Origin of the sequence: Bradyrhizobium lablabi (genome assembly GCF_018129385.1) — a bacterium.
In the GTDB taxonomy this organism is placed as follows: Bacteria; Pseudomonadota; Alphaproteobacteria; order Rhizobiales; family Xanthobacteraceae; genus Bradyrhizobium; species Bradyrhizobium lablabi_C.
The window spans coordinates 129,831-153,625 of the sequence record NZ_JAFCLN010000002.1 but is presented as its reverse complement, the minus strand read 5'-3'; the positions used below and the strand labels follow the sequence as shown (position 1 = coordinate 153,625).

At 62.5% G+C, this 23,795-nt stretch carries 23 protein-coding genes; 8 read left to right on the top strand and 15 right to left on the bottom strand.

Features of this window, described 5'->3' with window-relative positions:
• Window positions 1-163 precede the first annotated feature (163 nt).
• A complete protein-coding gene (locus tag JQ628_RS04225) occupies window positions 164-583 on the top strand; it encodes a hypothetical protein (protein ID WP_212219763.1) in 420 nt (139 codons plus the stop codon).
• 56 nt (window positions 584-639) lie between these two features.
• Window positions 640-858 (top strand): hypothetical protein, encoded by a 219-nt coding sequence (locus JQ628_RS04220; protein ID WP_212219760.1) that lies wholly within the window; start codon window positions 640-642, stop codon window positions 856-858.
• Window positions 859-861: 3 nt separating this feature from the next.
• On the opposite strand, the gene JQ628_RS04215 is transcribed toward JQ628_RS04220, so the two are convergent.
• The 4 genes from JQ628_RS04215 to JQ628_RS04200 all read right to left on the bottom strand — a co-directional run bounded on the left by JQ628_RS04215 (window position 862) and on the right by JQ628_RS04200 (window position 5,024).
• Entirely contained in the window at window positions 862-3,141 is a 2,280-nt protein-coding gene (locus tag JQ628_RS04215; RefSeq protein ID WP_212219757.1) for a ComEC/Rec2 family competence protein, read from the bottom strand.
• A 200-nt stretch (window positions 3,142-3,341) separates the two neighbouring features.
• Window positions 3,342-4,202 (bottom strand): hypothetical protein, encoded by an 861-nt coding sequence (locus JQ628_RS04210; protein WP_212219754.1) that lies wholly within the window; start codon window positions 4,200-4,202, stop codon window positions 3,342-3,344.
• A gap of 224 nt (window positions 4,203-4,426) precedes the next feature.
• Window positions 4,427-4,771: a hypothetical protein gene (locus tag JQ628_RS04205; RefSeq protein ID WP_212219751.1), complete on the bottom strand. Its 345-nt coding sequence runs from the start codon at window positions 4,769-4,771 to the stop codon at window positions 4,427-4,429.
• A 10-nt stretch (window positions 4,772-4,781) separates the two neighbouring features.
• Complete coding sequence (locus JQ628_RS04200) at window positions 4,782-5,024, bottom strand: hypothetical protein (protein WP_212219748.1); 243 nt, start codon at window positions 5,022-5,024, stop codon at window positions 4,782-4,784.
• Between the two features lie 368 nt (window positions 5,025-5,392).
• On the opposite strand from JQ628_RS04200, the gene JQ628_RS04195 reads away from it, so the two are divergent.
• The gene (locus tag JQ628_RS04195) at window positions 5,393-5,566 is read left to right on the top strand and encodes a hypothetical protein (protein ID WP_212219745.1); all 174 of its coding nucleotides are present in this window, start codon (window positions 5,393-5,395) and stop codon (window positions 5,564-5,566) included.
• Between the two features lie 2 nt (window positions 5,567-5,568).
• Here JQ628_RS04195 and JQ628_RS04190 read toward each other — a convergent pair whose 3' ends face one another.
• Window positions 5,569-5,748: a hypothetical protein gene (locus tag JQ628_RS04190; protein ID WP_212219743.1), complete on the bottom strand. Its 180-nt coding sequence runs from the start codon at window positions 5,746-5,748 to the stop codon at window positions 5,569-5,571.
• A 782-nt stretch (window positions 5,749-6,530) separates the two neighbouring features.
• Here JQ628_RS04190 and JQ628_RS04185 point away from each other — a divergent pair.
• The 3 genes from JQ628_RS04185 (at window position 6,531) to JQ628_RS04175 (ending at window position 9,227) form a co-directional block, all read left to right on the top strand.
• On the top strand, window positions 6,531-7,772 hold the full coding sequence (locus JQ628_RS04185) for a glycosyltransferase (protein WP_212219740.1): 1,242 nt from the start codon (window positions 6,531-6,533) through the stop codon (window positions 7,770-7,772).
• A 61-nt stretch (window positions 7,773-7,833) separates the two neighbouring features.
• Window positions 7,834-8,931, top strand: a complete 1,098-nt coding sequence (locus tag JQ628_RS04180) for a glycosyltransferase family 4 protein (RefSeq protein WP_212219737.1) — start codon at window positions 7,834-7,836, stop codon at window positions 8,929-8,931.
• 137 nt (window positions 8,932-9,068) lie between these two features.
• Complete coding sequence (locus JQ628_RS04175; RefSeq protein ID WP_212219734.1) at window positions 9,069-9,227, top strand: hypothetical protein; 159 nt, start codon at window positions 9,069-9,071, stop codon at window positions 9,225-9,227.
• 757 nt (window positions 9,228-9,984) lie between these two features.
• Here the strand turns inward: JQ628_RS04175 and JQ628_RS04170 are convergent.
• The 3 genes from JQ628_RS04170 to JQ628_RS04160 all read right to left on the bottom strand — a co-directional run bounded on the left by JQ628_RS04170 (window position 9,985) and on the right by JQ628_RS04160 (window position 12,714).
• Window positions 9,985-10,365 (bottom strand): nuclear transport factor 2 family protein, encoded by a 381-nt coding sequence (locus tag JQ628_RS04170; protein WP_212219733.1) that lies wholly within the window; start codon window positions 10,363-10,365, stop codon window positions 9,985-9,987.
• Between the two features lie 9 nt (window positions 10,366-10,374).
• Window positions 10,375-12,057, bottom strand: coding sequence for a glutamine--tRNA ligase/YqeY domain fusion protein (locus JQ628_RS04165; protein ID WP_212219730.1), 1,683 nt, complete (start codon window positions 12,055-12,057; stop codon window positions 10,375-10,377).
• A 69-nt stretch (window positions 12,058-12,126) separates the two neighbouring features.
• Window positions 12,127-12,714, bottom strand: coding sequence for an NAD(P)H-dependent oxidoreductase (locus JQ628_RS04160; RefSeq protein WP_212219727.1), 588 nt, complete (start codon window positions 12,712-12,714; stop codon window positions 12,127-12,129).
• Between the two features lie 67 nt (window positions 12,715-12,781).
• Here JQ628_RS04160 and gltX point away from each other — a divergent pair, with 67 nt between their 5' ends.
• Window positions 12,782-14,209, top strand: coding sequence for a glutamate--tRNA ligase (gene gltX, locus JQ628_RS04155; protein WP_212219724.1), 1,428 nt, complete (start codon window positions 12,782-12,784; stop codon window positions 14,207-14,209).
• 170 nt (window positions 14,210-14,379) lie between these two features.
• Window positions 14,380-15,684: a citrate synthase gene (gene gltA / locus JQ628_RS04150; protein ID WP_212219721.1), complete on the top strand. Its 1,305-nt coding sequence runs from the start codon at window positions 14,380-14,382 to the stop codon at window positions 15,682-15,684.
• Window positions 15,685-15,746: 62 nt separating this feature from the next.
• Here the strand turns inward: gltA and lpxB are convergent, their stop codons facing one another.
• From lpxB to bamA, 7 genes are all read right to left on the bottom strand, one after another.
• The gene (lpxB, locus tag JQ628_RS04145) at window positions 15,747-16,928 is read right to left on the bottom strand and encodes a lipid-A-disaccharide synthase (RefSeq protein WP_212219718.1); all 1,182 of its coding nucleotides are present in this window, start codon (window positions 16,926-16,928) and stop codon (window positions 15,747-15,749) included.
• Entirely contained in the window at window positions 16,925-17,782 is an 858-nt protein-coding gene (locus tag JQ628_RS04140; RefSeq protein ID WP_212219715.1) for an LpxI family protein, read from the bottom strand. Before JQ628_RS04140 ends, lpxB begins: the two co-directional genes overlap by 4 nt.
• Before the next feature lie 20 nt (window positions 17,783-17,802).
• Complete coding sequence (gene lpxA, locus JQ628_RS04135; protein ID WP_212219712.1) at window positions 17,803-18,600, bottom strand: acyl-ACP--UDP-N-acetylglucosamine O-acyltransferase; 798 nt, start codon at window positions 18,598-18,600, stop codon at window positions 17,803-17,805.
• A 170-nt stretch (window positions 18,601-18,770) separates the two neighbouring features.
• Window positions 18,771-19,406, bottom strand: coding sequence for a histidine phosphatase family protein (locus JQ628_RS04130; RefSeq protein ID WP_349628016.1), 636 nt, complete (start codon window positions 19,404-19,406; stop codon window positions 18,771-18,773).
• Between the two features lie 141 nt (window positions 19,407-19,547).
• The gene (gene fabZ / locus JQ628_RS04125; protein ID WP_212219708.1) at window positions 19,548-20,006 is read right to left on the bottom strand and encodes a 3-hydroxyacyl-ACP dehydratase FabZ; all 459 of its coding nucleotides are present in this window, start codon (window positions 20,004-20,006) and stop codon (window positions 19,548-19,550) included.
• Window positions 20,006-21,067 carry a UDP-3-O-(3-hydroxymyristoyl)glucosamine N-acyltransferase gene (lpxD, locus tag JQ628_RS04120; RefSeq protein ID WP_212219705.1) on the bottom strand — a complete coding sequence of 354 codons (1,062 nt, stop codon included), beginning with the start codon at window positions 21,065-21,067 and terminating at the stop codon, window positions 20,006-20,008. Before lpxD ends, fabZ begins: the two co-directional genes overlap by 1 nt.
• A gap of 132 nt (window positions 21,068-21,199) precedes the next feature.
• Window positions 21,200-23,764 (bottom strand): outer membrane protein assembly factor BamA, encoded by a 2,565-nt coding sequence (gene bamA, locus JQ628_RS04115; protein WP_212219702.1) that lies wholly within the window; start codon window positions 23,762-23,764, stop codon window positions 21,200-21,202.
• Window positions 23,765-23,795: the final 31 nt, after the last annotated feature.

The window sequence follows — 23,795 nt, the reverse complement described above, 5'->3', positions numbered from 1 at the left end:
GAATTGCCCGCAAAGAATAGCAACCTTTCGGCCTTGTCCCACTTTGATAGAGGCCTGCGCCTCTCGGGCATGATCCGAAAAAGTGGACACCGGTTTTCCGGAAAGGATCGTGCCCAAAGACAGAGTTCGCGGGTTGGCTATCTCGAACGAGGGAGCACATCCGATGTGTGACTACAGTCTGCAAGCCGTCGCAAACCGTCCCGCCAAGGTTGGCGAGACGCTGATAACTACAACCTTCCGCGGCACTTCGACCCGCGGCTTTGCCTCCGAAAGCGATCCGAACGTTGCGGTATGCCTGCTTCCGGGCACAGAGCTCGCGTTTGCCGAAGAGGTCAAATACGACAACCGCTGGATCTGGACCCGGACCACCGACTATCGCGTCGGGAAGTTCAATCAGATCGATGCGCACATTCCGGACCGTCACCATGACGCGATCGAGTTTCCGGACGGCAGCCACGTGCTGCTGACGCAATTGTGTGAGGGACAGCGGGCCACCGTGCTCCAGATGCCGGTAACCCAGCCGCTGCCCGAGCGCGCAGAAGTCGTCGAGCGGCCCGCCGCAACGTCGCTCTTCATGGGCTAAGGGGATCCTGAGAGGATCGTCCAGGCACACGGTCAGTCCTAAAGGGGACAGGCTCCGTGGTCGACAAGGTGACATGGCAGAAGGTCGGGCACGTAACAGAGCCCGGCCGGTATATGTTTCGTTTTGGCTGGCTGACGGTGACCGACGCCGATCTCGCGATCTGGCGGCGGTACCCGGAAGCCCAGTTCACATTGGTGATGCTGCCCGCGGCGGGCGCCTCTGAGGATGAGTATCACCTCGGGGCTTTCGACCTGGCACCGCCGCGCAGCGAGTAACGGCTAGTCGTCGGATTGCAAATCTGCTTCCGACGGCGTTGCATCCACCGCGCGCGGTGACGTACGCGGCGTGCGGATGTTTGTTTCCATTTCGCCCTCACCTCCGCTCGCCCGCGACCATGGCCGGTCGATCCCGCCGGGCCTCACGGCGTCCACCGCAAATCCCTCGCGCGTCCGTCGCAGCGCCAGCGCGCCCTGCCGCTTGAGCCGCTCGGCATCGATCACGTAGGCAGCGCAGCCGGCCGGCGTCTGCCGTGTGACGATCAGCGCGGTGCGCGCGCAATCGTCCGGCAGCGCGTCGGGCCGCAGCGCCAGCGCCACCAGGCCGCCGCCTGCGGCTTCCGTCACGCAGCCGCTGCCGTCGCAGGAAACGCCTTCTAACAGCGAGGCATCGGCGGCAAGGCGCGCGTCGGCATCGGCCGCCAGCCAATTCCGGGTCAGAAACGCATCCTTGCCGCTGCGCATCAGGTGCAGCCGCCCGTCCTTGCCGCGGACCGCGACGTTGCGGCCGTCGCCGGAGATCAGGATGTCCGGCTTCGGCGCGCTGGCTGCCCACAGCACGGCCAACGTCAGCGCCACCGCCCCCGACCAGCGCAGCGGGGTGCGCAACAGCCCCATCACGATGATGCCGAGGCTGGCGAGGATCAACGGCACCATTCCGAACGCCGCCATCCGCCCCACCGCGCCGGGCAGCGCCGCCACCCATTGCGCCACCGTGATCATCCAGTCGATGCCGAGCCCCATCAGCCACCAGAAAAACCCGTCAAAGCCGAACGGCATCGCGGCAAGCCCGAGCAGGCCCGCCGGCATCACCAGCGCCGATACCACCGGCATTGCCGCCAGATTGGCGAGCACGCCATAGGGCGCGATGCGATGGAAATGAAACGCCGCATAGGGCGTGGTCGCCAGCCCGGCCACCAGCGAAGCCAGCAGCAGCATCGTAAATTCCCGTCCGCCCCACAGCGCAACGCGCGCGGTCGCCGAATGATCGGGGGAGGCAAACAGCTTTGGCATGCCGATCTGCACCAATGCGACGAGGCCGAGCGTTGCCGCGAACGACATCTGAAAACTCGGATGCACCAGCGCTTCCGGCGCGATCGCCAGCACGATCATTGCCGCCACCGCGAGCGTGCGGAACGTCACCGCGCGGCGGTCGACCATGACCGCGATCAGCACCACCGCCGTCATGAAGAACGATCTTTGCGTTGCGACCTCCGCGCCCGACAGCAACAGATAGAAGGCGGCGGCAAACAGCGCCGCCACCGCCGACCATTTCTTGATCGCAAAACTCACCGTCAGCGCCGGGATCAGCGCCAGCAGCGCCCGTACCGCGAAGAACACCACGCCAGCGACCACGGCCATGTGATAGCCCGAGATCGACAACACGTGCCCGAGGCCGGAGACGAACATCGCATCGTTGACCGGCTCCGAAATCGCATCGCGCCGCCCGGTCAGCAGCGCCGTCGCAATCGCGCGCTTGTCGCCCTCCAGCACGTTGCGAATTCGCGCATCGATCGTATCGCGCAGCCCCTGCATGAAGGCGGAGTAGCGCAGCCGCCATCCGCCATCGCCGGGTGGATCGGCCGCCTTGATCGCGCCCATTACGAAGCCGGACGCGCCGATCCCGGCAAAATACATGTCGCGGCCAAAATCATAGCTGCCCGGCCGCTGCGGCCCGGGCGGCGGCTGTAGCCGCGCCTTCAACTCGACAAAGCTGCCGACCGCGGGCGCCGTGCCCTTCTTCACCGACAGCCGTACGCGCTCCAGCCTCATCTCGCCGCGCGGGCTTTCCATGCTCACCACCCGCAGCACAAAGCGGTCGGTGCGCTCGCGGATGTCGCGCGTCTCGACAAAACCGGTCAGCGCAACGGAGTAGATCGGCCGCGCCAGCACGCCATGGGCCACCCGCGCCGTCTTCCAGGTCGCGACGGCAAAGCCTGCCGCCACGGCGGCCATCATCACCGCAACCGGAAACGCCTTTTGCCGCCGCAGCAGAAACGCCGCTGTGCAGAACACGATCGCCGTGACCGCGGCGACCCAAAGCACCGGCTCATGCTCGGCCGCAAAATAGAGCGCGATCCCCGTACCGAACGCGACCGGCACCCACGGCAACAGCCGCCCGGGCCCGGCCTCGGCCCGCACCCAGTCGCGCAGCGTCGTGACGATGGAAGGCCACAGGCTGAATCCGGCGGGCACGTAGCCGCCCGCCTGCGCGGCAGCGCGCGGCGGCCATGTCCCGGCATAGCCGCGCCTCCCACCCGGCGTCTCCCCCTGCTCCGCCACCCAACTGCACCCTGCGACGTCACCAGGCTGCGAGGCTAGCGGAACGACTCCGTGCCAGATAGTGGAACGGATCGGGGACAACCTGACGACCTATCCGAACGAGGGACCTGCTTCTCGTCCGTCAGTCGCGAGCTGTGGTACGGCCTCTGAGCGGCCTCACCCTGTCGAGATCGATGCAACCTCGACACGGTATCATCGGCTTATAACGCAGGCCCGGTGCGGGGCGCCTGCGAACTCGCCTTGCGATTGATCTCGTCCATCAGCCATTTGTCGGTGGCCCGCGCATTCTCCATGAAGCGGGTCTTATCGACCATCTCGACATCGAGAGAATATACCAGCGCTCGATTGTTGCTGGCCGAACTCACCCTGAAGAACATGACGGCATCACACCCGTCAAACTGGTCGTTGCGGCGCTCTTCGAATTGATACCGGAGTCCGTAGTTGGACAGCCTCAAGCATCCCTCGGGCGTGCCCTCGTTACCGTATGAAGCGCGGCGCCTGCGCGGATCGTTTTCAGGGAATGCCACCCGCTTCCCTCGAAACCACACATACGACATCTGGGCTGGAAAGGTCTGTAGGTCCTCGAAGGACGGCTGACCGTACTTTTTCTTGATGCTGCTGATGAGGTCAGCAAGATTTGCCCGCGTGGCATCGGAGTCATAGATCAAATTTCGAGTGACCCGATAGGCCCGGACTTCGTTCAGGCGCGTTGTGAAATAGACGGCGAGGTTTTCCCTGGCGCCATCGACGCCGGTTATCGCCGAGCCTTGCAAACTCTGGCGAAGCTTGAATCCCGCCGTGTTGCCTTTGTTATCCTTGATTTGCAGATTGTATATCTGAGCCTGGGGATCCTTCGATCCGAGTTTCTGTAGAACTTGCTCGACTTCGGAATACGTCATTCCAAGCGTGATACCGCGAACGTCGAATTCACCATCCGCCGGCACTGTCTGGGCTTTCGGAATGTCTTTCGCAACCGGAAGTTCTTCCAGAGTCTGCGCATAAACCGCGAAATTGAGAAGGCTTGCCGAAACCAACACACAAATTCGAATAATCACACTCATTCTGAAATCTCCCTTCCGCGGGAACATTATTTCGCCCGTCCAAAGACGGCAGCAAATTGCAGGTTGCAGGAAGGGAAAGAGATGGTGTGTTGCATTATTGCATCACGGTTGCAGTTCTATAAAATTAACGCCATAGTAGCAGGACATGTCGCAAACATTCGCGCTGGCACGAGATATCCGGCGTCACTGGCACAACGGATGTGGAATATGACGCGTTCGCCGAGTTAGTGGCGCGGGATCGGGCGCGGCCTCGGCAAGGGCACAGGGCCGGTGATGACCGGCGTCGGCTTGGCGTCAACGGCGGACGCCGTCGCATTCTGCGCGCGCCTGAGGATAGCCTCTGCGGCGCGCTCGAACGCTTCTTTGTCGATGTGACCTTTGACCGGTGGCTGCTGAATGTTCGGCGGCGTCCCGGGGTCGGGGCGGTCCGTCACATTGATCGCGGTCAGCGGCGTCCGCTGATGGGTTTCGACCGGCGGAGGCGCGGCCGGGATAAGGAGATAGGTGATACACCCCGCCGCAACAGCGGCGGCCAGGACGGCCGGCACGGCAAATTGGAGGCTGACCATCTCCCTGCTTTCAGTCCCGGCCTTTTCCCGCTTTCAGGCCCTCGTAGATACCCCTTATATCCGTTGAATAGATCGAGCGGCTACCCGTCATGATCATCGAGGTTGCGCGCTCTGTCGCCGAAAGCTTCTCCATGACGAACGCCGCGGCGTTCTCGACGCTTTCGAATTTCCGGTCTCTTCCGCCGAGCCTGGCACCATCAGCGGGTTTCTTGGCTATTTGCGCGTACCAAAACACTGTCGCAGCTTCACCCATGACCTGTCTCCGCCCAACGGTGATTAGTTTCGTCGTTGGCTCCGAGCAGATCGCCCCATCCCGAGTCAGGGGTTGAGGTTAAGCCGCGATGGGGCGAAGGCTCTGGAAGCCATCGGCGCCGCCGCGTCGATGGACGCAAAATGCGATCGTGATTCGGGCAACTTTAGGGATGCCCCAGTTCCCGGTCGTGCTGCCCGCGGCCGTCAGGCAGATCAGACGGTGTGTCCTTTGATAAGCGCGGCATGCGTAGTGTCACCGCTTTGCCACGCGTGAGCACGCTTTTCAACCATGGGATGTTTTTGCGTTCCCCGACTCAATGAAACCTGTTCTTACTGACTCTTGGGGTAGGTCATAGCGGAGTATCAGCCGTGACCGAAAATGTCATCACGCTTGAGTTCGTTGTTCCAACCGCGTTAGCCATCGCGCTCGGTATCGCGCTCTCTGTGAGCGCCGTCTATCTGACAGACAGATATCTCTTTCCCGTCGATCAGCTCGTCGACCAACTCGAAGCGAACTCCTCGCGCGATCCGCCGCTGCGATGAGGTCAACGCTCGGTCCGCATGTAGGGGCTGCGCTCGGAAATCAGCTTCAGATCGGGATCCGCCGCCAGTTCCTGGTGAACCGGTTGCGCGCGTGTCACGGTCTCGGGATTGCCCCAGAACGTCCAGACAACGGTTCCGAAAGCGATCAGCCCACCGCTGATGGCAAGGATATCCCATTTCATGGCGTGCTCCGTTTTGTGTTCTTCTAAAAGCACGATCCGGGCCAGACGCCCTGCAACGGCGGCTGACTGCACCGGGGCTCAACGCAAGTCGTCGTATACAGTTCGACGCTAGTTGCTCACAAAATCAACTTGCGGGAATACATCTAACGCGCTTTTGATTTCCCGCGGGTCCTTGGCGCGACACCCGGGTTTTCCCGGCCTCGCGCCATCCACCTGCAAAGACCCTCGCCCTCCTCCCGGTCGGCGAGGGTTTTGCATTGTGGAATAGATTGTGGATGATCGCGCAAACCGCGGAAGGTGATGTTCTTCCCGCGGGGGTAGGTCATGGCGAGTATCTGCGATGACCAGAAAAGTGATTACGATCCAGTTCGTTTTTTCAACCGCGTTAGCCATCGCGCTCGGTATCGGGCTCTCTGTGAGCGCCGTCTATCCGACAGACAGATATCTCTTTCCCGTCTCACCCAGCGCAGGGTTTGATCCCTGGGCGTGATCGCAATCGCTCCGATCTCCACTCGAGCGAGTTACGGTTTCGCGGGAAGTGCGCCAGGCGAACCCATAACCACAAGGCATCGCTTCGCCCTCCCTTCACAAAGACCGGGAGCTTTGGGAGCGGCGCAGTGATGGTGGATTGGGCAGCGGCAGCCAGTGTGCCCCAATGAACGACTATTCATCAAAACGGCCGACCAAAGCAGCGGGCGCATGAACGCAACTTCAGTCCTCGTTCAGACTTATTGCGGGGTGGGAAATATCGGCAATCCATATTCCCGGAAGGAGGCAGTTCGATGCCCTTGCACAGCTCCGTTGTTGCGCAGTCGACGCTCGGCCTGCATTCGCTCGAGCACTATGAGCCATTGATCGGCGCGTCGTCGCTCGAACGGATAAGCAGGAAGGCCGATCGCGTTCGTACGATGCGTATTGCGCATGTGAGTTCGACATTCTACGGCGGCGGCGTGACCGAGCTGCTTACACCGTTGACGCTGATGCAGAATGCCATGGGGATCGAGACCGATTGGCATCTGATCCAGGGCACGCCGGGTTTCTTTGCCGGCACCAAGAAGCTTCATAACGGCTTGCAAGGCGAGGACGTCGATTTCTCGGACACCGAACGCGCCGTCTACGAAGAGGTCGTGTTCGAGAATGCAACGAGGATTCACCTCGACGATTGCGATGCAGTGATCGTGCACGACCCGCAGCCATTGCCTTTGATTTCGCATTTTTCCGATCGCGAGATGCCCTGGCTGTGGCAATGCCATGTCGATCTTTCGCAGCCATTTGGGCCGACACTGGCCTATCTGCGTAACTTCGCCGAGCAGTATGACGGCGCGATATTCTCGCTGCCGGAGTACGCCCAGGATTTCGCGGTGAGCCAGCATTTCGTGCGTCCGGCCATCGATCCCTTCTCTCCAAAGAATTGCGAGCTGTCGGATGCGCAGGTCGAGCGGTGCCTCTCCGGTCACGGTATTCCGACGGACCGTCCGCTCGTAACCCAGATCTCGCGGTTCGATCGATGGAAGGATCCGCTGGGCGTCATCCAGGCGTTTCGGCTCGCCCGGCAACAGGTCGACTGCCGGCTCGTGCTGATCGGCAGCAGCGCCTCCGACGATCCTGAGGGCGCTGCCGTTCTCGAGGCGGTCAAGCGCGCGGCTGATGAATCCGTAATCGTGCTCGCGGTAGACGATCCCGTTCTGGTCAACGCGCTACAGCGCAGGTCCGCAGTGATTTTGCAGAAATCCACCCGCGAAGGTTTCGGTCTCACCGTCACCGAAGCGATGTGGAAGGGCGCCGCCGTCATCGGCGGCAATGTAGGCGGTATCCGGCATCAGATCGAGGATGGGTGGAACGGCTTCCTGGTCAATAGTCCCGACGAGGCCGCCGCAAGAATAGTTCAACTGTTGAAGGATGCCCGCCTTCGCGAACAACTCGGCTCGCGGGCAAAGGAAAGCGTGCGCGAGAAATTTCTGATGAGCCGCCTGCTGGAAGACTGGCTCGATCTTCTGATCAGCTATGAGCGGATCGCCGTCTGAACGGTGATCCGCAAAGCACTGAGCAAAGGATGGTAAAATCTGATCTCGACGGAGAAGGCGGATGCGAATTGCACAGGTTTCCCCTTTGGCGGAAAGCGTACCTCCGAAGCTCTACGGCGGCACCGAGCGCGTCGTGGCATGGCTGGTCGACGAACTCATTGACATGGGCCACGAGGTCACCCTCTTCGCCAGCGGCGACTCCGGAACGCGAGCTCAATTGAAGTCGGTGTGGCCACGGGCGCTCCGGCTGGGCCGGCCCCGCACCGATCCGGTGGCAGTGCAAGCCGCGCTATTGGAGGAGGTGGCGCGCATGGCCGGCGAGTTCGAAGTCCTCCACTCCCACATCGATTGGGTCCATCTGCCGCTGTTCAGCCGGCTCGGTGTCCCCTTCCTGACCACGTGTCACGGCCGCCAGGATTTGCCGGGCTTCCCCGAAATGATCGGCCGTTTCCCCGATGCTCCCTTCGTATCGATATCGGATAACCAGCGCATTCCCTTGCGCGAGGCCAACTGGATCGGCACGGTCTATCATGGCCTGCCGCCCGACCTGTTTCGCCCCGCCCACGAGAGAGGTTCCTACCTCGCCTTCCTCGGCCGGCTCACTGCGGAAAAAGGACCTGAGGACGCCATTCGCATTGCGCGAAGGGCGGGAATGCCGCTGCGAATTGCGGCAAAGGTGCCGCGGGGTGAACGAACCTATTTTCGCGAGCGCCTTGAACCGCAAGTGGACGGAACCCAGGTTCAGCTTACCGGAGAGGTCAACGACGAAAAAAAGCAGCAATTTCTGGCGGGCGCCGCAGCATTGCTGTTTCCGATCGACTGGCCCGAACCCTTCGGCCTCGTCATGATCGAAGCAATGGCTTGCGGCACGCCGGTCATCGCCTACAGGTCAGGGTCGGTACCCGAAGTCATCGATGAGGGAATATCCGGCTACGTCGTGTCCGGAGAAGATGAAGCCGTCGAAGCCGTTCGGCGCCTTGCTCAGCTTGACCGACGCCGGGTGCGCGCTCAGTTCGAAAACAGGTTCACCTCGAAGCGAATGGCTGAAAAATATCTCGAGCATTACCATGCGTTGGGAGGTGAGCCGTTGCTGGCCTCCAAATCCGCGCCTGCCGATCACGCGCATCTGCCCGACGCCGCCAGCATTCCGCTGGAGTGACAAGGTAAAAGACCGCCGCTTGCAAACCGAGAGAAATTTCGCCTGTGATTTGATTGTGGATGATCGCGCAAACAACTTCCCCGAATCCGCGGAAAGTGATGTTCTCCCCGCGGGGTAGGTCATGGCGAGTATCTGCGATGACCAGAAAAGTGATTGCACTTGAGTTCGTTGTTCCCACCGCGTTGGCTGTCGCGTTGGGCTTCGCGCTGTCGTTCGGCGCTGTCTATCTCACAGACCACTACCTCTTCCCTGCCGACCCCTTTGAGGCGGATTTTCCCATCGTGCGCAGTCAGTGACGGCCGGTTCCGGGTCGCGGACGCCTGCGCGTAAAAACCAATTTCGGTAAGCGGATCAAGGTGATTTGAGCTGTCCAGATCGCCGAGCAAAATATTTCGCTTGCCAATTCTGAAAATCAGAATTATAACAGAGCCACCTCATCCCCGAGGAGGGGCGTCGGCCGTCGTCACTGAACGTTGGGGTGAGATGCGGTGGACGCTTTGGCGTGGTGAATCCTCACCAGACGAAAACGCCAAAGCGTACGGCGAAGTCGTGTGGTTCTGACGCCGCGATGCTGGCGTCAAGTTGGCGGGAGTCATTCCGCCAGCGACGGTGACAACAAGCCCGCTCCACCGGGAAGAGCACGAAGTAAGCCGTAAAGCCATTGCGCAGGGGATGTCGGAGTGTTCTCCGCTCACCTGTATGCTCGTGTGCGCTTTTTTTGCTTGCGCATCAGGCACACGAGACCGCGGGTGCAGCGCGCACCCGGCATTCCCTGCGCCCTCTATGCTACGGAGGGACAATGAAATTGAAAAGCTCGGGCAGATGATGTCGCGAGAACGAGAACACACATTCAGTCGTCATCCCCGCGAAGGCGGGGATCCAGTATTCCAGAGGCAGCAGCGATAGAGTCGAGAGGCCGCGGCGTACTGGATTCCCCGCCGGAGCTTGTCATCGGGCTCGCCGAAGGCGAGACCCGGTGGCGGGGAATGACGGCCGTTGGCAACGATAGAGTGTGGCTCCCGCAGGGACGACGAACCGGCAGGGCGTGCCGCGCTAGATCAACGGCGCCTTCGACGAGGCGTGATGGCTGACGATCTTCCAGTCAAAATCCTCGCGGCCGATCACCCAGGTCATCTTGACCGAGAGCGTATCGCCGTCAAAAGCAAAATGCGCAATACCGGCGAAGTTGACGAGATCGGCATTCACCTGCTCGGCCACCACTTCGGTGAACCGAACCGACTGCGACTGCCATCGCGGCAATCCCCGAAAATAGGACGCAACGCCGTCCCTGCCCCGATAAAGGTTTGGATTCGATCCGAAGAACAGCGCGTGCTTCGAATACAGCGAGGAGAGCGCATCGGCGTCCAGCTTGCTGAACGCGGCCGTCCATTTCGCCATCACGCCGGAGGCAATGTCTTCGGCCGTGCTCCCCATCCGATTCCCCTACCCCTTGCCGCTGACTTCCTTCGCAAACGTATCGCGCAGACCAATGGTGCGGTTGAATACCAAGCGCTCCGACGTCGAATCCGGATCGCGCGTAAAATAGCCCTGCCGCTCGAACTGCATCGGCTCCGGCGAATTGGCTTCCGCAATCGCCGGCTCGATCCGGGCGTCCTTCAGGATCTCCAGCGACTCCGGGTTGAGGTCGGCGGCGAAGTTGGAGGCATCAGGGTTCGGCTTCGAGAAGAGCTGGTTGTAGATGCGGATTTCCGCTGGGATCGAGTGCTCGGCGGAGAGCCAGTGCATCGTCGCCTTCACCTTGCGGCCGTCGGGCGCGTTGCCGCCCTTGGTCGCGGGATCATAGGTGCAGCGCAGTTCAACGATCTCGCCGGCCGCGTTCTTGATCGCCTCGCGGCACTTGATGAAATAGGCGTAACGCAGCCGCACCTCATTGCCCGGCGACAGCCGGAAGAATTTCTTCGGCGGGTTCTCCATGAAATCGTCCTGCTCGATATAGAGTTCGCGGCCGAACTTGATCTTGCGGGTGCCGGCGGCGGGATCGTCAGGGTGATTGACGGCCTCGAGTTCCTCGCTCTGGCCTTCCGGGTAATTTTCGAGAACCACCTTGAGCGGTCGCAGCACCGCCATTCGCCGCAGCGCGGACTTGTTGAGGTGCTCGCGGATGCAGAATTCCAGCATCCCGACATCGACGACGCTGTTGGCTTTGGCGACGCCGATGCGCTTGATGAATTCCCTCACCGCCGCCGGCGGCACGCCGCGGCGCTTCAATCCGGCGATCGTCGGCATGCGCGGATCGTCCCAGCCGGCGACATGGCCGTCGCGCACGAGCTGGGTCAATACGCGCTTGGACAGCAGCGTGTAGGTCAGGTTCAGCCGCGCCATTTCGTACTGCCGCGGCTTCGACGGCACCGGCAACTTGTCCAGCAGCCACTCGTACAGCGGCCGGTGATCCTCGAACTCCAGCGTGCAGATCGAATGGGTGATGCCTTCGATGGCGTCCGACTGACCGTGCGCGTAGTCGTAGCTCGGATAGATCGACCAATTATCGCCGGTGCGCGGATGATGCGCATGCAGGATGCGGTAGAGCACGGGGTCGCGCAGGTTGATGTTGCCCGCGGCCATGTCGATCTTCGCCCGCAGCACGCGCGTGCCGTTCGGGAATTCGCCGGCCTTCATGCGGCGGAACAGGTCGAGGTTCTCCTCCACCGAGCGGTCGCGGAACGGCGAGTTCTTGCCCGGCTCGGTCAGCGTGCCGCGCGAGGTGCGGATTTCTTCCTGGGTCTGGTCGTCGACATAGGCGTGGCCGGCCTTGATCAGCCCCTCCGCCCATTCGTAGAGCCGCTCGAAATAGTCGGAGGCGTAAAAGAGGTTCTTGCCCCAGTCGTAGCCGAGCCAGTGCACGTCGGCCTGGATCGAGTCGATATATTCCTGCTCTTCCTTGGTCGGGTTGGTGTCGTCGAAGCGCAGGTTGCACTGGCCGGCAAATTCCTGCGCGATGCCGAAATTGAGCGCGATCGACTTGGCGTGTCCGATATGCAGGTAGCCGTTCGGCTCCGGCGGAAATCGGGTCACGATCCGGCTGTGCTTCTTGGAGTCGAGATCGGCCTGGACGATGTCGCGAATAAAATCGCGCCCCGCCTCTGCCGTTACCGTTTCAGTGGTCATTCCGGGTTCCTGTCTGGGGCCCTTCTGCCAAATTCGGCCCCGCCAGCCAAGCCCCGCGACATCCCCCGTTCAGAGGCTGGAGACCTTGGCTCGCACCCGCTCCATGAAGGCATTCCGGGAGGCCGGCGTCGAGCGGTCCATATCATAGTGGGCCAGGTAGAACGACTGCACGGCGGGACCACACATCGGCTTGAGGGCGCGAAACAGCACCTTACGGCCGGGATCCTGCATCACGATGCGGGTGAGCCACCATGCCGAGCCATAAGTCGTCACGACGCCGAACAGACGGATGTTGATCAAATGGGGTTTGATACGCCCGCCCGCCAGATCGTGGGTGAACGCGGTTCCGGGCGCCCAGACACGGTCGAAATAACCCTTGAGCATGGCAGGCATCGAGAACCACCAATGCGGAAAGCAGAAGATGATTCCGTCCGCCCGCCGCAATTGCCCGATCAGGCGCGATACGCCCTCCTCGGCGTAGTGCCCCTCATAATAGCTGCGCCGCTCCGCTTCGGTCATGGCAGGCGAGAACTGCTCGCGGTAGAGATCGGTCGCGATCACCTCGTGCCGCCGTTCGAGCGTCTCGACGATGGTCTTGAACAGAGCGTGGTTGTAGCTGTCCTCAAGCGGGTGGCTATGAACGACCTGGATTAGCATTGGCAAACTCTCCCAAGCCTATGATACACGGACGCCCAAATCCCCTACCTGGTTTCTTCAGCCTCGAATGACCTCTCCCATCGTCACGCGCTTTGCCCCCTCGCCGACCGGCTTCCTCCACATCGGAGGCGCGCGCACGGCGCTGTTCAATTGGCTTTACGCCAAGAAGCTGGGCGGCAAGATGCTGCTTCGGATCGAGGATACCGACCGGGAGCGCTCGACGGAGGCCGCCATCGCAGCGATCCTCGACGGGCTGAAATGGCTGGAGCTCGATTGGGACGGCGAAGTGATCTACCAGTTCAGCCGCGCCGCCCGCCACCGCGAGGTCGCCGAATCCCTGCTCGCCGACGGCAAGGCTTACCATTGCTACGCCACGCCGGAGGAGCTCACGGCGATGCGCGAGAAGGCCCGCGCCGAGGGCCGCACGCGCCTCTACGACGGCATGTGGCGCGACCGCGATCCCGCAACCGCGCCAGCCGGCATGAAACCGACGATCCGCCTGAAAGCCCCGCAGACTGGCGAGACCGTGATCGAGGACCAGGTGCAGGGCCGCGTGGTCTGGCAGAACGAGAACCTCGACGACCTCGTCCTGCTGCGCGGGGACGGCACCCCGACCTACATGCTCGCCGTCGTCGTCGACGACCACGACATGGGCGTCACCCATGTGATCCGCGGCGACGATCATCTGATTAATGCCGCGCGCCAGAAGCAGATCTACGATGCGCTGGGGTGGGACATCCCGAGCATGTCGCACATCCCGCTGATCCACGGGCCCGACGGCTCGAAGCTGTCGAAACGCCATGGCGCGCTCGGCGTCGACGCCTACCGCGCCATGGGCTATCTGCCGGCGGCGCTGCGCAATTATCTCGTCCGCCTCGGCTGGAGCCATGGCGACCAGGAGATATTTTCCACCCAGGAGATGATCGACGCCTTCGACCTCTCCGGGATTGGCCGTTCGGCGGCGCGGTTCGATTTCGCCAAGCTGGAAAACCTCAACGGCCACTATATCCGCCACGCGGACGATCAATCCCTCGTGACCCAGTTCGAGCAGATACTGGATTATGTCCCTGAGGGCGCCGAACTAAAGCCAAAGCTCAACGAGCGGACACGCGCGCAATTGCTACAGGCAATGCCGAGCCTGAAGGAGCGCGCCAAGACGCTTTTGGAACTGATCGCCGGCTCCTATTTCATCTTCGCCGACCGGCCGCTCGAGATCGATGCGAAGGCGGCGGCACTATTGACGCCGGAAGCGCGCGAACTGATCGGCCGGCTCAAACAGGCGCTGGAGAAGGTCTCGCCGTGGAGCACCGAGACGACCGAAACCGCCATGCGGAATTTCGCGGAGGAAAATAATCTCAAGCTTGGCGCCGTCGCCCAGCCGCTGCGGGCAGCGGTCACGGGGCGCACGACATCGCCTGGCATTTTCGAGGTTTTGGCCGTGCTCGGACGGGACGAATGCCTCGCCCGGTTGGGCGATCAGGCCGCTCCGCCTTAGCTCCGCAGCCATCGCAAGGCACCCTACTTGGGTCCATCTTGCAGCGCACAGGGCAATAAGCTACCCCTTTTCCGCCGCCTTCTAGACAATCCGGCTCTGCCTCGCCATCTCCATCGAGAAGGCATCCAGCCAGCCCGGTTTTCGCAACGATTTCATCGGGGACTACAACGATGGACGCAAAATCCAGCACCAAAACAGCCACGCTCACGGTCGGTAACAAGACCTACGATTTCCCGATCCTGAGCGGCACCGTCGGGCCCGACGTCATCGATATCGCCAAGCTTTACGCCCAGGCCGGGATGTTCACCTACGATCCCGGGTTCACCTCCACTGGAAGCTGCCAGTCCAAGATCACCTATATCGACGGCGATGCCGGCGTTCTCGAATACCGCGGCTATCCGATCGAGCAGCTCGCCGAGCACGGCGACTTCCTCGAAACCTGCTATCTGCTGCTTTACGGGGAACTGCCGACCGCCGCCCAGAAGAAGGATTTTGACAGCCGCGTGACCCATCACACCATGGTTCACGAGCAGATGGCCCGCTTCTTCCAGGGTTTCCGCCGCGACGCCCATCCGATGGCCGTCATGGTCGGTTGCGTCGGCGCGCTGGCGGCGTTCTATCACGACTCCACCGATATCAACGATCCGCAGCAGCGCATGATCGCCTCGATGCGGATGATCGCCAAGATCCCGACGCTGGCGGCGATGGCCTACAAGTACACCATCGGCCAGCCCTTCATGTATCCGAAGAACTCGCTGTCGTTTGCGGAAAACTTCCTGCACATGTGCTTTGCGGTGCCGTGCGAGGAATACAAGATCAACCCGGTGCTGGCCGACGCGCTCGACAAGATCTTCATCCTGCACGCCGACCACGAGCAGAACGCCTCGACCTCGACGGTGCGCATCGCCGGCTCCTCCGGCGCCAACCCGTTCGCCTGCATCGCCGCCGGCATCGCCTGCCTGTGGGGCCCTGCGCATGGCGGCGCCAACGAGGCCGCGCTCGCGATGCTCGCCGAGATCGGCTCGGTCGACAAGATTCCCGAGTTCATCGCCAAGGTGAAGGACAAGAACAGCGAAGTCCGCCTGATGGGCTTCGGCCATCGCGTCTACAAGAACTACGATCCGCGCGCCAAGATCATGCAGAAGATGTGTCACGCGGTGCTGAAGGAGACCGGGCACGGCGACGATCCCATGCTCAAGGTGGCGCTGGAGCTGGAGAAGATCGCGCTCAACGATCAGTATTTCATCGACCGCAAGCTCTATCCGAACGTCGACTTCTATTCGGGCATCACGCTGAAGGCGATGGGCTTCCCGACCTCGATGTTCACCGTGCTGTTCGCGGTCGCCCGCACCGTCGGCTGGATCAGCCAGTGGAGCGAGATGATCGAGGACCCGCAGCAGAAGATCGGCCGCCCGCGCCAGCTCTACACCGGCGTCGGCCGCCGCGACTATGTCGCGATGGACAAGCGGAAGTAAGCGACCTCGCTTTGAACGATACACGAAAGCCGGATGCAACCACCGCATCCGGCTTTCGCCTTTCAGCGCCGCTGCTTGCGCATCTCGGCCAGCACGATGTCGGCAGCGCGTACGCTCGGCGGCTGGTTGCCGGTCGACATGAGGGAATCGAGCCGGGCGAACGCCTCGACCTGCTTCCGCCGCGCCTCCGTCGGCTCGATGATCTCGCGCACCGCCGGCGCCAGCTTCGCAGCGGTGCAGTCCCGTTGCAGGAATTCCGGGATGACGTTCTCCCCGATCACGAGGTTCGCCAGGATCACCGAGTTCACCTTGATCGCCCGCTGGAGGATGAAGGCTTCCATCGCGCCAGTGCGATAGGCCGTCACCATCGGCACGCCCGCCAGCGCCAGTTCCAGCGTCACGGTGCCGGACTTGGCGAGCGCCGCATGCGCGATCCGGAACGCTGCGCGCTTCTCCTGCTCGCCGATCACGACGCGCGGCTGCACCTTCCAGACCTTCAGCGCCGCCCTGACGGCCTCTTCGAGATGCGGCATCGTCGGCAGCACCGCCTCGAACGCGACGCCTGACGCCTGGAGGCGGGACAGCGTGACGCCGAACGTCGTCATGTGATGACGGATCTCGCTGCGCCGGCTGCCGGGCAGCACCAGGAGCACCGGCGGGCTCTCGTCCCGTCGCCTCTGCTCGTCAGCGTTGGGGCGGAGCTGGCCGATCTGCTCGACCAGGGGGTGGCCGACATAGCTGCAAGGCGGGCCGCGCAGGCGCTCATAGGCGGCCGGCTCGAACGGCAGGAGCGCCAGCACGTGATCGATATAGGGCAGCATCGCCCGCGCCCGCCCGGGCCGCCACGCCCACACCGTCGGCGAGACGTAGTCGACGATCGGAATCAGCGGCGCGCGGGCGCGGACGCGCTTTGCCACGCGGAGATTGAAGTCCGGGCTGTCGATGATGACGAGGACATCCGGCTCGGCCGCGATCACCGCCTCCGCCGTCTCCCTGATCCGCCGCAGGATCATCGGCAATTGCTTCACGACCGCAGCAAGCCCGATAATGGAAAGTTCCTCGATCGGAAAGCGCGAGGTGAGCCCCTCGCGCGCCATCGCGCGGCCGCCGATACCGTCGAACTGGACTGCGCCGCCGAGCCGCTGGCGCAGCACCTTCATCAGGTTGGCGCCCAGCCGATCGCCGGACTCCTCCGTGGCGATCAGGAAAACCTTTCGCCCGGGAATGGCGCGCGCCGCCGTCATGTCGGCACGCCCATAATGAACAGGCCGGCCTTGTCGGCAGCCTCGATCATGGCCTGCGGCTCCGCGACGATCGTATTGCCGGCGGCGATCGCAATGCCGGCGAGCCCGGCTTTCGCGGCGCCCTCCACCGTGTTCGGCCCGACCGTCGGCAGATCGAAGCGAAGGTCCTGGCCGCGCTTGGGCACCTTCACCAGCACGCCGCGGCCGCTCTTGGCGCGGATGCGTCCCTCGGCGCGAAGCCGTGCCACGCGGGCCAGCAGGCCGTCGGTGCCCTCGATGTCCTCCACCGCCACCACATGGCCGTCGATGACAACCGCAGCCTGGCCTATGTCGAATGGGCCGAGCACGCCCAGTACTTCGCGCCCGCGTGCGATATCGGCCGCGGCGCTACCATCCGGCGCGGCGCGGCTCATCGCCCCTTCCGGCATCAACAGATCGGGCGCAACGTCCTTGACGCCAACCATGCGAAAGCCGTCCTGCTCGAGGATGCGGCCGATGCCGGACAACAGATGATCGTCGCCGCCGCGAAACGCCGACAGGACATGAGGCATCGCGCGCAGGGTTCCCCAGTCCAACCTGATTTCCGAAAGCGCCGGCCGCGCCAGGCTGCCGATGAAAATAAGATCGCGGCACCCCTCGCTGCGGAACAATTTCGTGGCCTTGCCGAGTTGGCCGACTGCGATCCAGTGGTGACGGAAACGCGCGACGCGGTCGGGATCACAGGCGCCCTTGAGTGCAAAGATCACCGCTGAGAGGCCGCGTGAGCTGAGCGAGTCGGCGACCGCAAACGGCATCGCACCGCCGCCCGCGACGATGCCTACCGGCGCCGTAATGTCCGAAGCCGCTGAGGTCATGATTGCGGCCGTCCCTGCATTCAATGCCCGTCGCCGGCCGGAAGACACAACGGACGGTGCTTGCCGTCACCGATGAAGGTAAGGATTTCAGCAATCGCCGGATCGTCCTTCGCCATCGGCTGCGCCGCCTCGAGCCGTTCGGCAAAGATGCCGGGGCCATGAAACAGTCTTTGATAGAACGCACGGACGGTCGCGAGCCGCTCGCGCGTGAACTTGCGGCGTTTCATGCCGATGATGTTGAGGCCTTCGAGGGCCGCGTACTGGCCGTTGACGAGCCCGAACGGGATCACATCGCCGCGTACGCCACAGACACCGCCCACCATCACCTGCGGCCCGATCCGCGTGAATTGATGCACGGCAGAAAGGCCGCCGATATAGACGAAGTCGCCGACTTCGACGTGGCCGCCCAGCGTCGCCGACGTCGCGAAGATCACGTTGTTGCCGACCGTGCAGTCATGGCCGACATGGCTGTTGTTCATGAAGTAGCCGTTGTCGCCGACGCGTGTCAGCCCGCCGCCCTTGACGGTACCGATGTTCATGGTGACGCCTTCGCGGATGGTGCAGCCGGAGCCGATCTCGAGCCGCGTCGACTCGCCGCGATAGCTGAGATCCTGCGGCGGGCCGCCAAGCGCCGCGAACGGCGAAATCACGCAATTGGCGCCGATGCGCGTGTGGCCGCTGACGGTGACATGAGCGGTCAGCGTGCAAGCCTCGCCAATCACGGCATTGCTGCCAATCACGCAATAGGGCCCGATCGTGGTCCCCTCGCCGATCACTGCGCCGTCTTCAATCCGCGCGGTGGGATCGATCGAACTCATCGGGGACCTTCATCAAGGCAGCTGGGAATACGTCAGATTTTCCGGTGGTTAGCGCGTGGGAACGGTGATGTCCAGTGACGTGCGGTTACCCTGTGTTTCATGCCATGCGACATGGCGCGGGCCCCCTTGCGGGGACAAACCGCGCTCTCCGTTCTGATCCGCGCTGACTGTTAGCTGCCGGCGCGCGCGATCCATTCACTGGCCTGCACGCGAGCGACCAGCACCGCTGGACCCGAGGCGCTGGTCTTGTAGACGAGGGCCTCGCCCTCCTTGATGTCGGCGAATTCCTTGCCGAAGGCGTCCGCGACATTCGTCTTGTGGGTGACCGCGAGATTATTCAACCCCGGCTTGGGAGCCACGTCGACGAGTTCGCGAACGGCGCGTCCAGCCTTGGCATTCTTGCCGTCCGGATTGGCCATCCCGGACGCACTGCCCGCGCTGCTGTCGGTCAGCGCATCAATCGACGACACTTCCTTGCCGCTGATCAGCTTGGCGGTTTCGACCGCTCGGTTGAGCCGGCTGGTGTAGACCTCGCCGATCGGCACGCCGAGCTTCTTCAGTGCCGCGCCGATCTCGCGCGCCAGGTTGCGGCCCTTCTCGCTCAGTTGCCGCTGCGCACTCATGTCGTCGAACTTGAAGGGATAGACGTCCTTCTGACTGTCGTCGGTGGCGCCGTGTCGAAACACGATCACATAGCCGCCGCCCTTCAAGGCCGATACGAGACCATCCAGTTCGGATGCGCCGCTTTGCGGCGACATCAGGAGAAAAACGATACAGCAAGCGATTATGGAAACGAGCTTGTTCACGGAATTCCTCCGTTAAAAAAGCCCCTGCCCGGTAAAGTGCCCTGCCGAAGAGAAACCGATGCCGCAAGCGTCGTCAACAACGCTAGCGCGGGTCGACGACGACGGCTCAACAAAAAAACGGCAGTTACGCGAAAAAGGCAATTAATCGGTCAGCATCGCGCCGACATCGGCTTCCGCAACGATTGCGCCATCCACCTTGGCGTCGCCGTGGAACCACCACATGGCCTTGCGCCGCCCGATCGAGCGCATGTGGTATTCGATGGTATCGCCCGGCTTCACGGGCTTGCGGAACTTGCATTTGTCGATGGTGAGGAAATAAACCGCGCGCGGCTTTTCGGTGCCCTCAACCGACTTGATGCCGATCACACCGGCGGTCTGCGCCATGGCCTCGATCATCATCACGCCGGGATAGACCGGGCGATCGGGGAAATGTCCGAGGAACGGCGGCTCGTTGAAGGTGACGTTCTTGATGCCGATGCCGCTGTAGTCGGTCCGGATCTGGATCACGCGATCGATCAGCAACATGGGATAGCGGTGCGGCAGCGTTTTCAGGATTTCCTCGATGTCGACGCGCTCGAACCTGACCGGTGCTTCCTCCATTACTCCTGCCCCTCGCCCTTCGGATCGGCGTCGCGCACGAGGCGCTCGACCGCCACGATCTCCCGGAACCATTGCTTGGTCGGTTTGGCAAAATGGCCGCCCCAACGGCCATTGGCCGGGATATCGTCCTTGACTGCGCTCATGGCGGTGACCTGAGCCCCGTCGCCGATCTTGAGGTGATTGTTGATCCCCACCTTCGCGCCCAGCGCCACATTGTCACCGATGGTCAGACTGCCTGCGAGCCCGATCTGGGCCGCAAGCAGGCAATGCCTGCCAATGGTCACATTGTGGCCGATCTGGACCTGATTGTCGATTTTGGTGCCTTCCCCGATCACGGTGTCGCGCAGGCTGCCCCGGTCGATGGTGGTTCCGGCGCCGACCTCGACGTCATTCTGGATCAGCACGCGTCCGGTCTGCGGCACCTTCAAATGCCCGTCCGGCCCGAAAAAGACAAAGCCAAAACCATCCTGCCCGATGCTACAGCCGGGATGGATCAGCACGTTGTTGCCAATCATGGCGGCCTGGATCGCGCAATGTGCCCCGACATTGCAGTCCCTGCCGATCTTGACGCCAGGTCCGATCACCGCGGCCGCCCCGATCACCGTGCCGGCGCCGATTTCGACGTCTGCGCCGATCACCGCCAGCGGATCGACCACGACGCCATCTTCCAAGCGCGCCGACGGATCGATGATCGCTGATGGCGCGATGCCTTCCATGCCGAACCAGGATTGCGGGCGCAAAGCATCGCTGTGCCATTCCCTCGCAACTTTCACGAAGGCGCGGAACGGCTGCGCGGCCCGCAGAACCACTACGTGTGACGGCACGCGCTTCTCGAAACGCTCGCTGACGAAGCACGCTCCCGCCCTGGTCAGAGCGAGCTGGTCGGAATATTTGAGGTTATCGAAGAACGTCAGGTGCATCGGGCCGGCTTCGTCGAGCGAAGCCAGTCCCCTGATTTGCCGGCCGCCCTGCGATGGATCGGCCAATTGGGCCTGCACCGACGCTGCGATCTCAGCGAGCGTCACCGGAGGCGGCTTCTGAAAAAAACTCGGCTGTGCCATTCAACCCGTCGTGGACCGGACGGCGCTTACGAAGCTCGAATCCGGTGCCTCGGCTCCTGCCTTTCACTTGAAGCCTTCTTTTGAAGCATTTTCTTCGGGCGAGCCAGTACCCTAGCTCACCCGAAGACGTTCTTAGAAGGAGGTGCCGCCGCCGAATTTGAACTGCTGGACCCGATCAAACTGACCCTTGGTCAGCGGCACGGCGTAGTCGAAGCGCAGCGGACCGAATGGCGAGGCCCAGATCAGACCGACACCCACCGAGGTACGGACAACGTTGCCGTCGTCATACTGCAATCCGAGGCAGGATCCGACATCGCTTGGCCCATTCGTACGCGCCGGCCGGCAACCTGCCACGTTGACCTCGCCCGTCTGCGCCCATCCCGTGGGGCCCTTGTAGTCAAACAGGCCGCCGGCATCGGCGTAAACCGAGCCCTTCAGACCGACTTCCTTGGGCAGGAACCAGAACGGCATCTGCAACTCGAACGAAGCGCCCCAATATTTGGTGCCGCCGAGCGCATCGCCCGTTCCGTACGGGTTGATATCGCGCGGACCGATGCCGTTCGGCGCAAAACCGCGAACCAGGTTCGGTCCCATCTGGAAGTGATCGAGCATGCGCAGATCGCTTCCGAGCTTGTTGAGCATGCCGCCCTGTAGATGGATCAGGCCAACAATATCGCCAACCAGCGGGGTGTAGTACTTCGCGTCGACCGCGCTCTTGAGGTAGCTGACATCGCCGCCGACGCCGGCAAAGTCTTGTTTGAAGTCGACCAACAGGCCATCGGTCGGGTTCCTGTTGTTGTCGAGCGTGTTGTAGGCCAGCGAGTAGCCGACTGCCGAGGTCAGCGTCTTGCCGCCGGCCAATTCCCGGCGAACCGGCAGCGAGGCCTCGCCGTCGCTGTAGCACCAGAGGCCCACGCCCGAAGTGTCGGTCGCGCCGAACTGCGTGCTGCCATTTGGATAATTGTTCCCGGGCAACTGCGCAAAGGCCGGCGTCGGATTGAAGGCCAGCAGTCCATTGCCTCCAATGATGTTGTTACAATTGGACAGATAGTCGGGCAGCGAAATCTTCTGCTGATAGATCGAATAGCGAAGCTGGAGCGACAGATCCTCGCGGAGCTGGAAACCGAGCCGCGGGCTGAAGCCGATCGTGCTGGTGCCGTAGGAAATGTAGCTGTTAGCCAACTGCTCGCGCTGGAACAGGTCGAGACCGAGCGCGACGCGGTAGTCGAGCAAATAAGGCTCGACGAACGACAGCGAATAGCCGCGCGCATACTGGCCGTAGGTCACCGATGCCTTGGCGTACAAGCCACGGCCGAGGAAGTTGCGTTCGGAAATGCTGACTTCCGCGAGCGCGCCGTCGGTGGTCGAATAGCCGCCCGACACCGAGAAGTCGCCGGTCGACTTCTCCTCAAGATCGACGATCAGGATCACGCGATCACTGGATGAGCCGGGTTCGGTAACGATCTTCACGTTCTTGAAGAAGTCGAGATTCTTCAGCCGCCGCTCGGCGCGATCGACCAGCGCGCGGTTATAGGCGTCGCCTTCGGAGAGATCGAACTCGCGGCGAATCACGTAGTCGCGGGTGCGGGTGTTGCCGCGAATATTGATGCGCTCGATGTAGGTTCGCGGGCCTTCGTCGACCGCAAAGGTGATCGCAACGGTGTGCTGCTCGAAATTGCGGTCGCCGCGCGGACGGACCACCGCGAATGCATAGCCGCGGCGCGAGGCCTCGATCTGCATTTCCTCGATCGACTTCTCAAGCGCCTCGGCGTTGTACACCGAGCCGACATTCACGCGCGAGAAGCCGCGCAGCGTGGTGGCATCGAGGGTCGGGATCGACGAGACGAAATTGACCTGAGCAACACGATATTGCTGGCCTTCCTCGATCTTGAAGGTGACCGAAAATCCCTTCTTCTCCGGGTCGTATTCGGTCAGCGCAGCGACCACCTGAACGTCGGCATAGCCGTTCTTCAGATAAAAACGGCGAATCAGGTCGCGGTCGGCCTCGACGCGGTCCGGATCGTAGACGTCGGCGCCGCCGAGGAAGCTCAGCAGGTTGGATTCGCGCGTCTTGATGACATCGCGCAGGCGATAGGACGAATAGGCGACGTTGCCGACGAACTCGATGGAACGGACGCCGGTCTTGACGCCCTCGTTGATCGTGAAGATCAGGTCGACGCGGTTGTTCGGCTGCTCGATGATTTCCGGGGTGACGCGCACGTCGTAGCGGCCGGTGCGGCGATAGATCTCCGCGATGCGCTGGGCATCGGACTGCACCAGCGGACGCGAGAATGTGCCGCGCGGCTTGGACTGGATTTCGGCCTGGAGCTGGTCGTCCTTGACCTTCTTGTTGCCCTCGAAGGCGACGCGGCCGATGACCGCGTTTTCGACCACGGTGACGACGATGCGGCCGCCCTGCTGGCTGATCCGGACGTCCTGGAACAGGCCGGTCTCGATCAGCGCCTTGAGGCCGTCGTCGATCTGAGCCTGGCCAAGCCGGCCGCCGGGACCGGGGCGGAAGTAGGAACGGATGGTCTCAACTTCGACGCGGCGGTTCCCCTCAACCACAATCGACGCAGCCGTCTGGGCAACCGCCTTCGACGAGACAAACGTCACCGCCAGCGTGGCGGTAACCGGCACAGCGAACATGATCAGGGCGGCGAGCAAGCCCCCCCGTACTCGCAATCCAACTTTCATGCGCGACGCGCCCTCGTCATTCCGGTGCCGA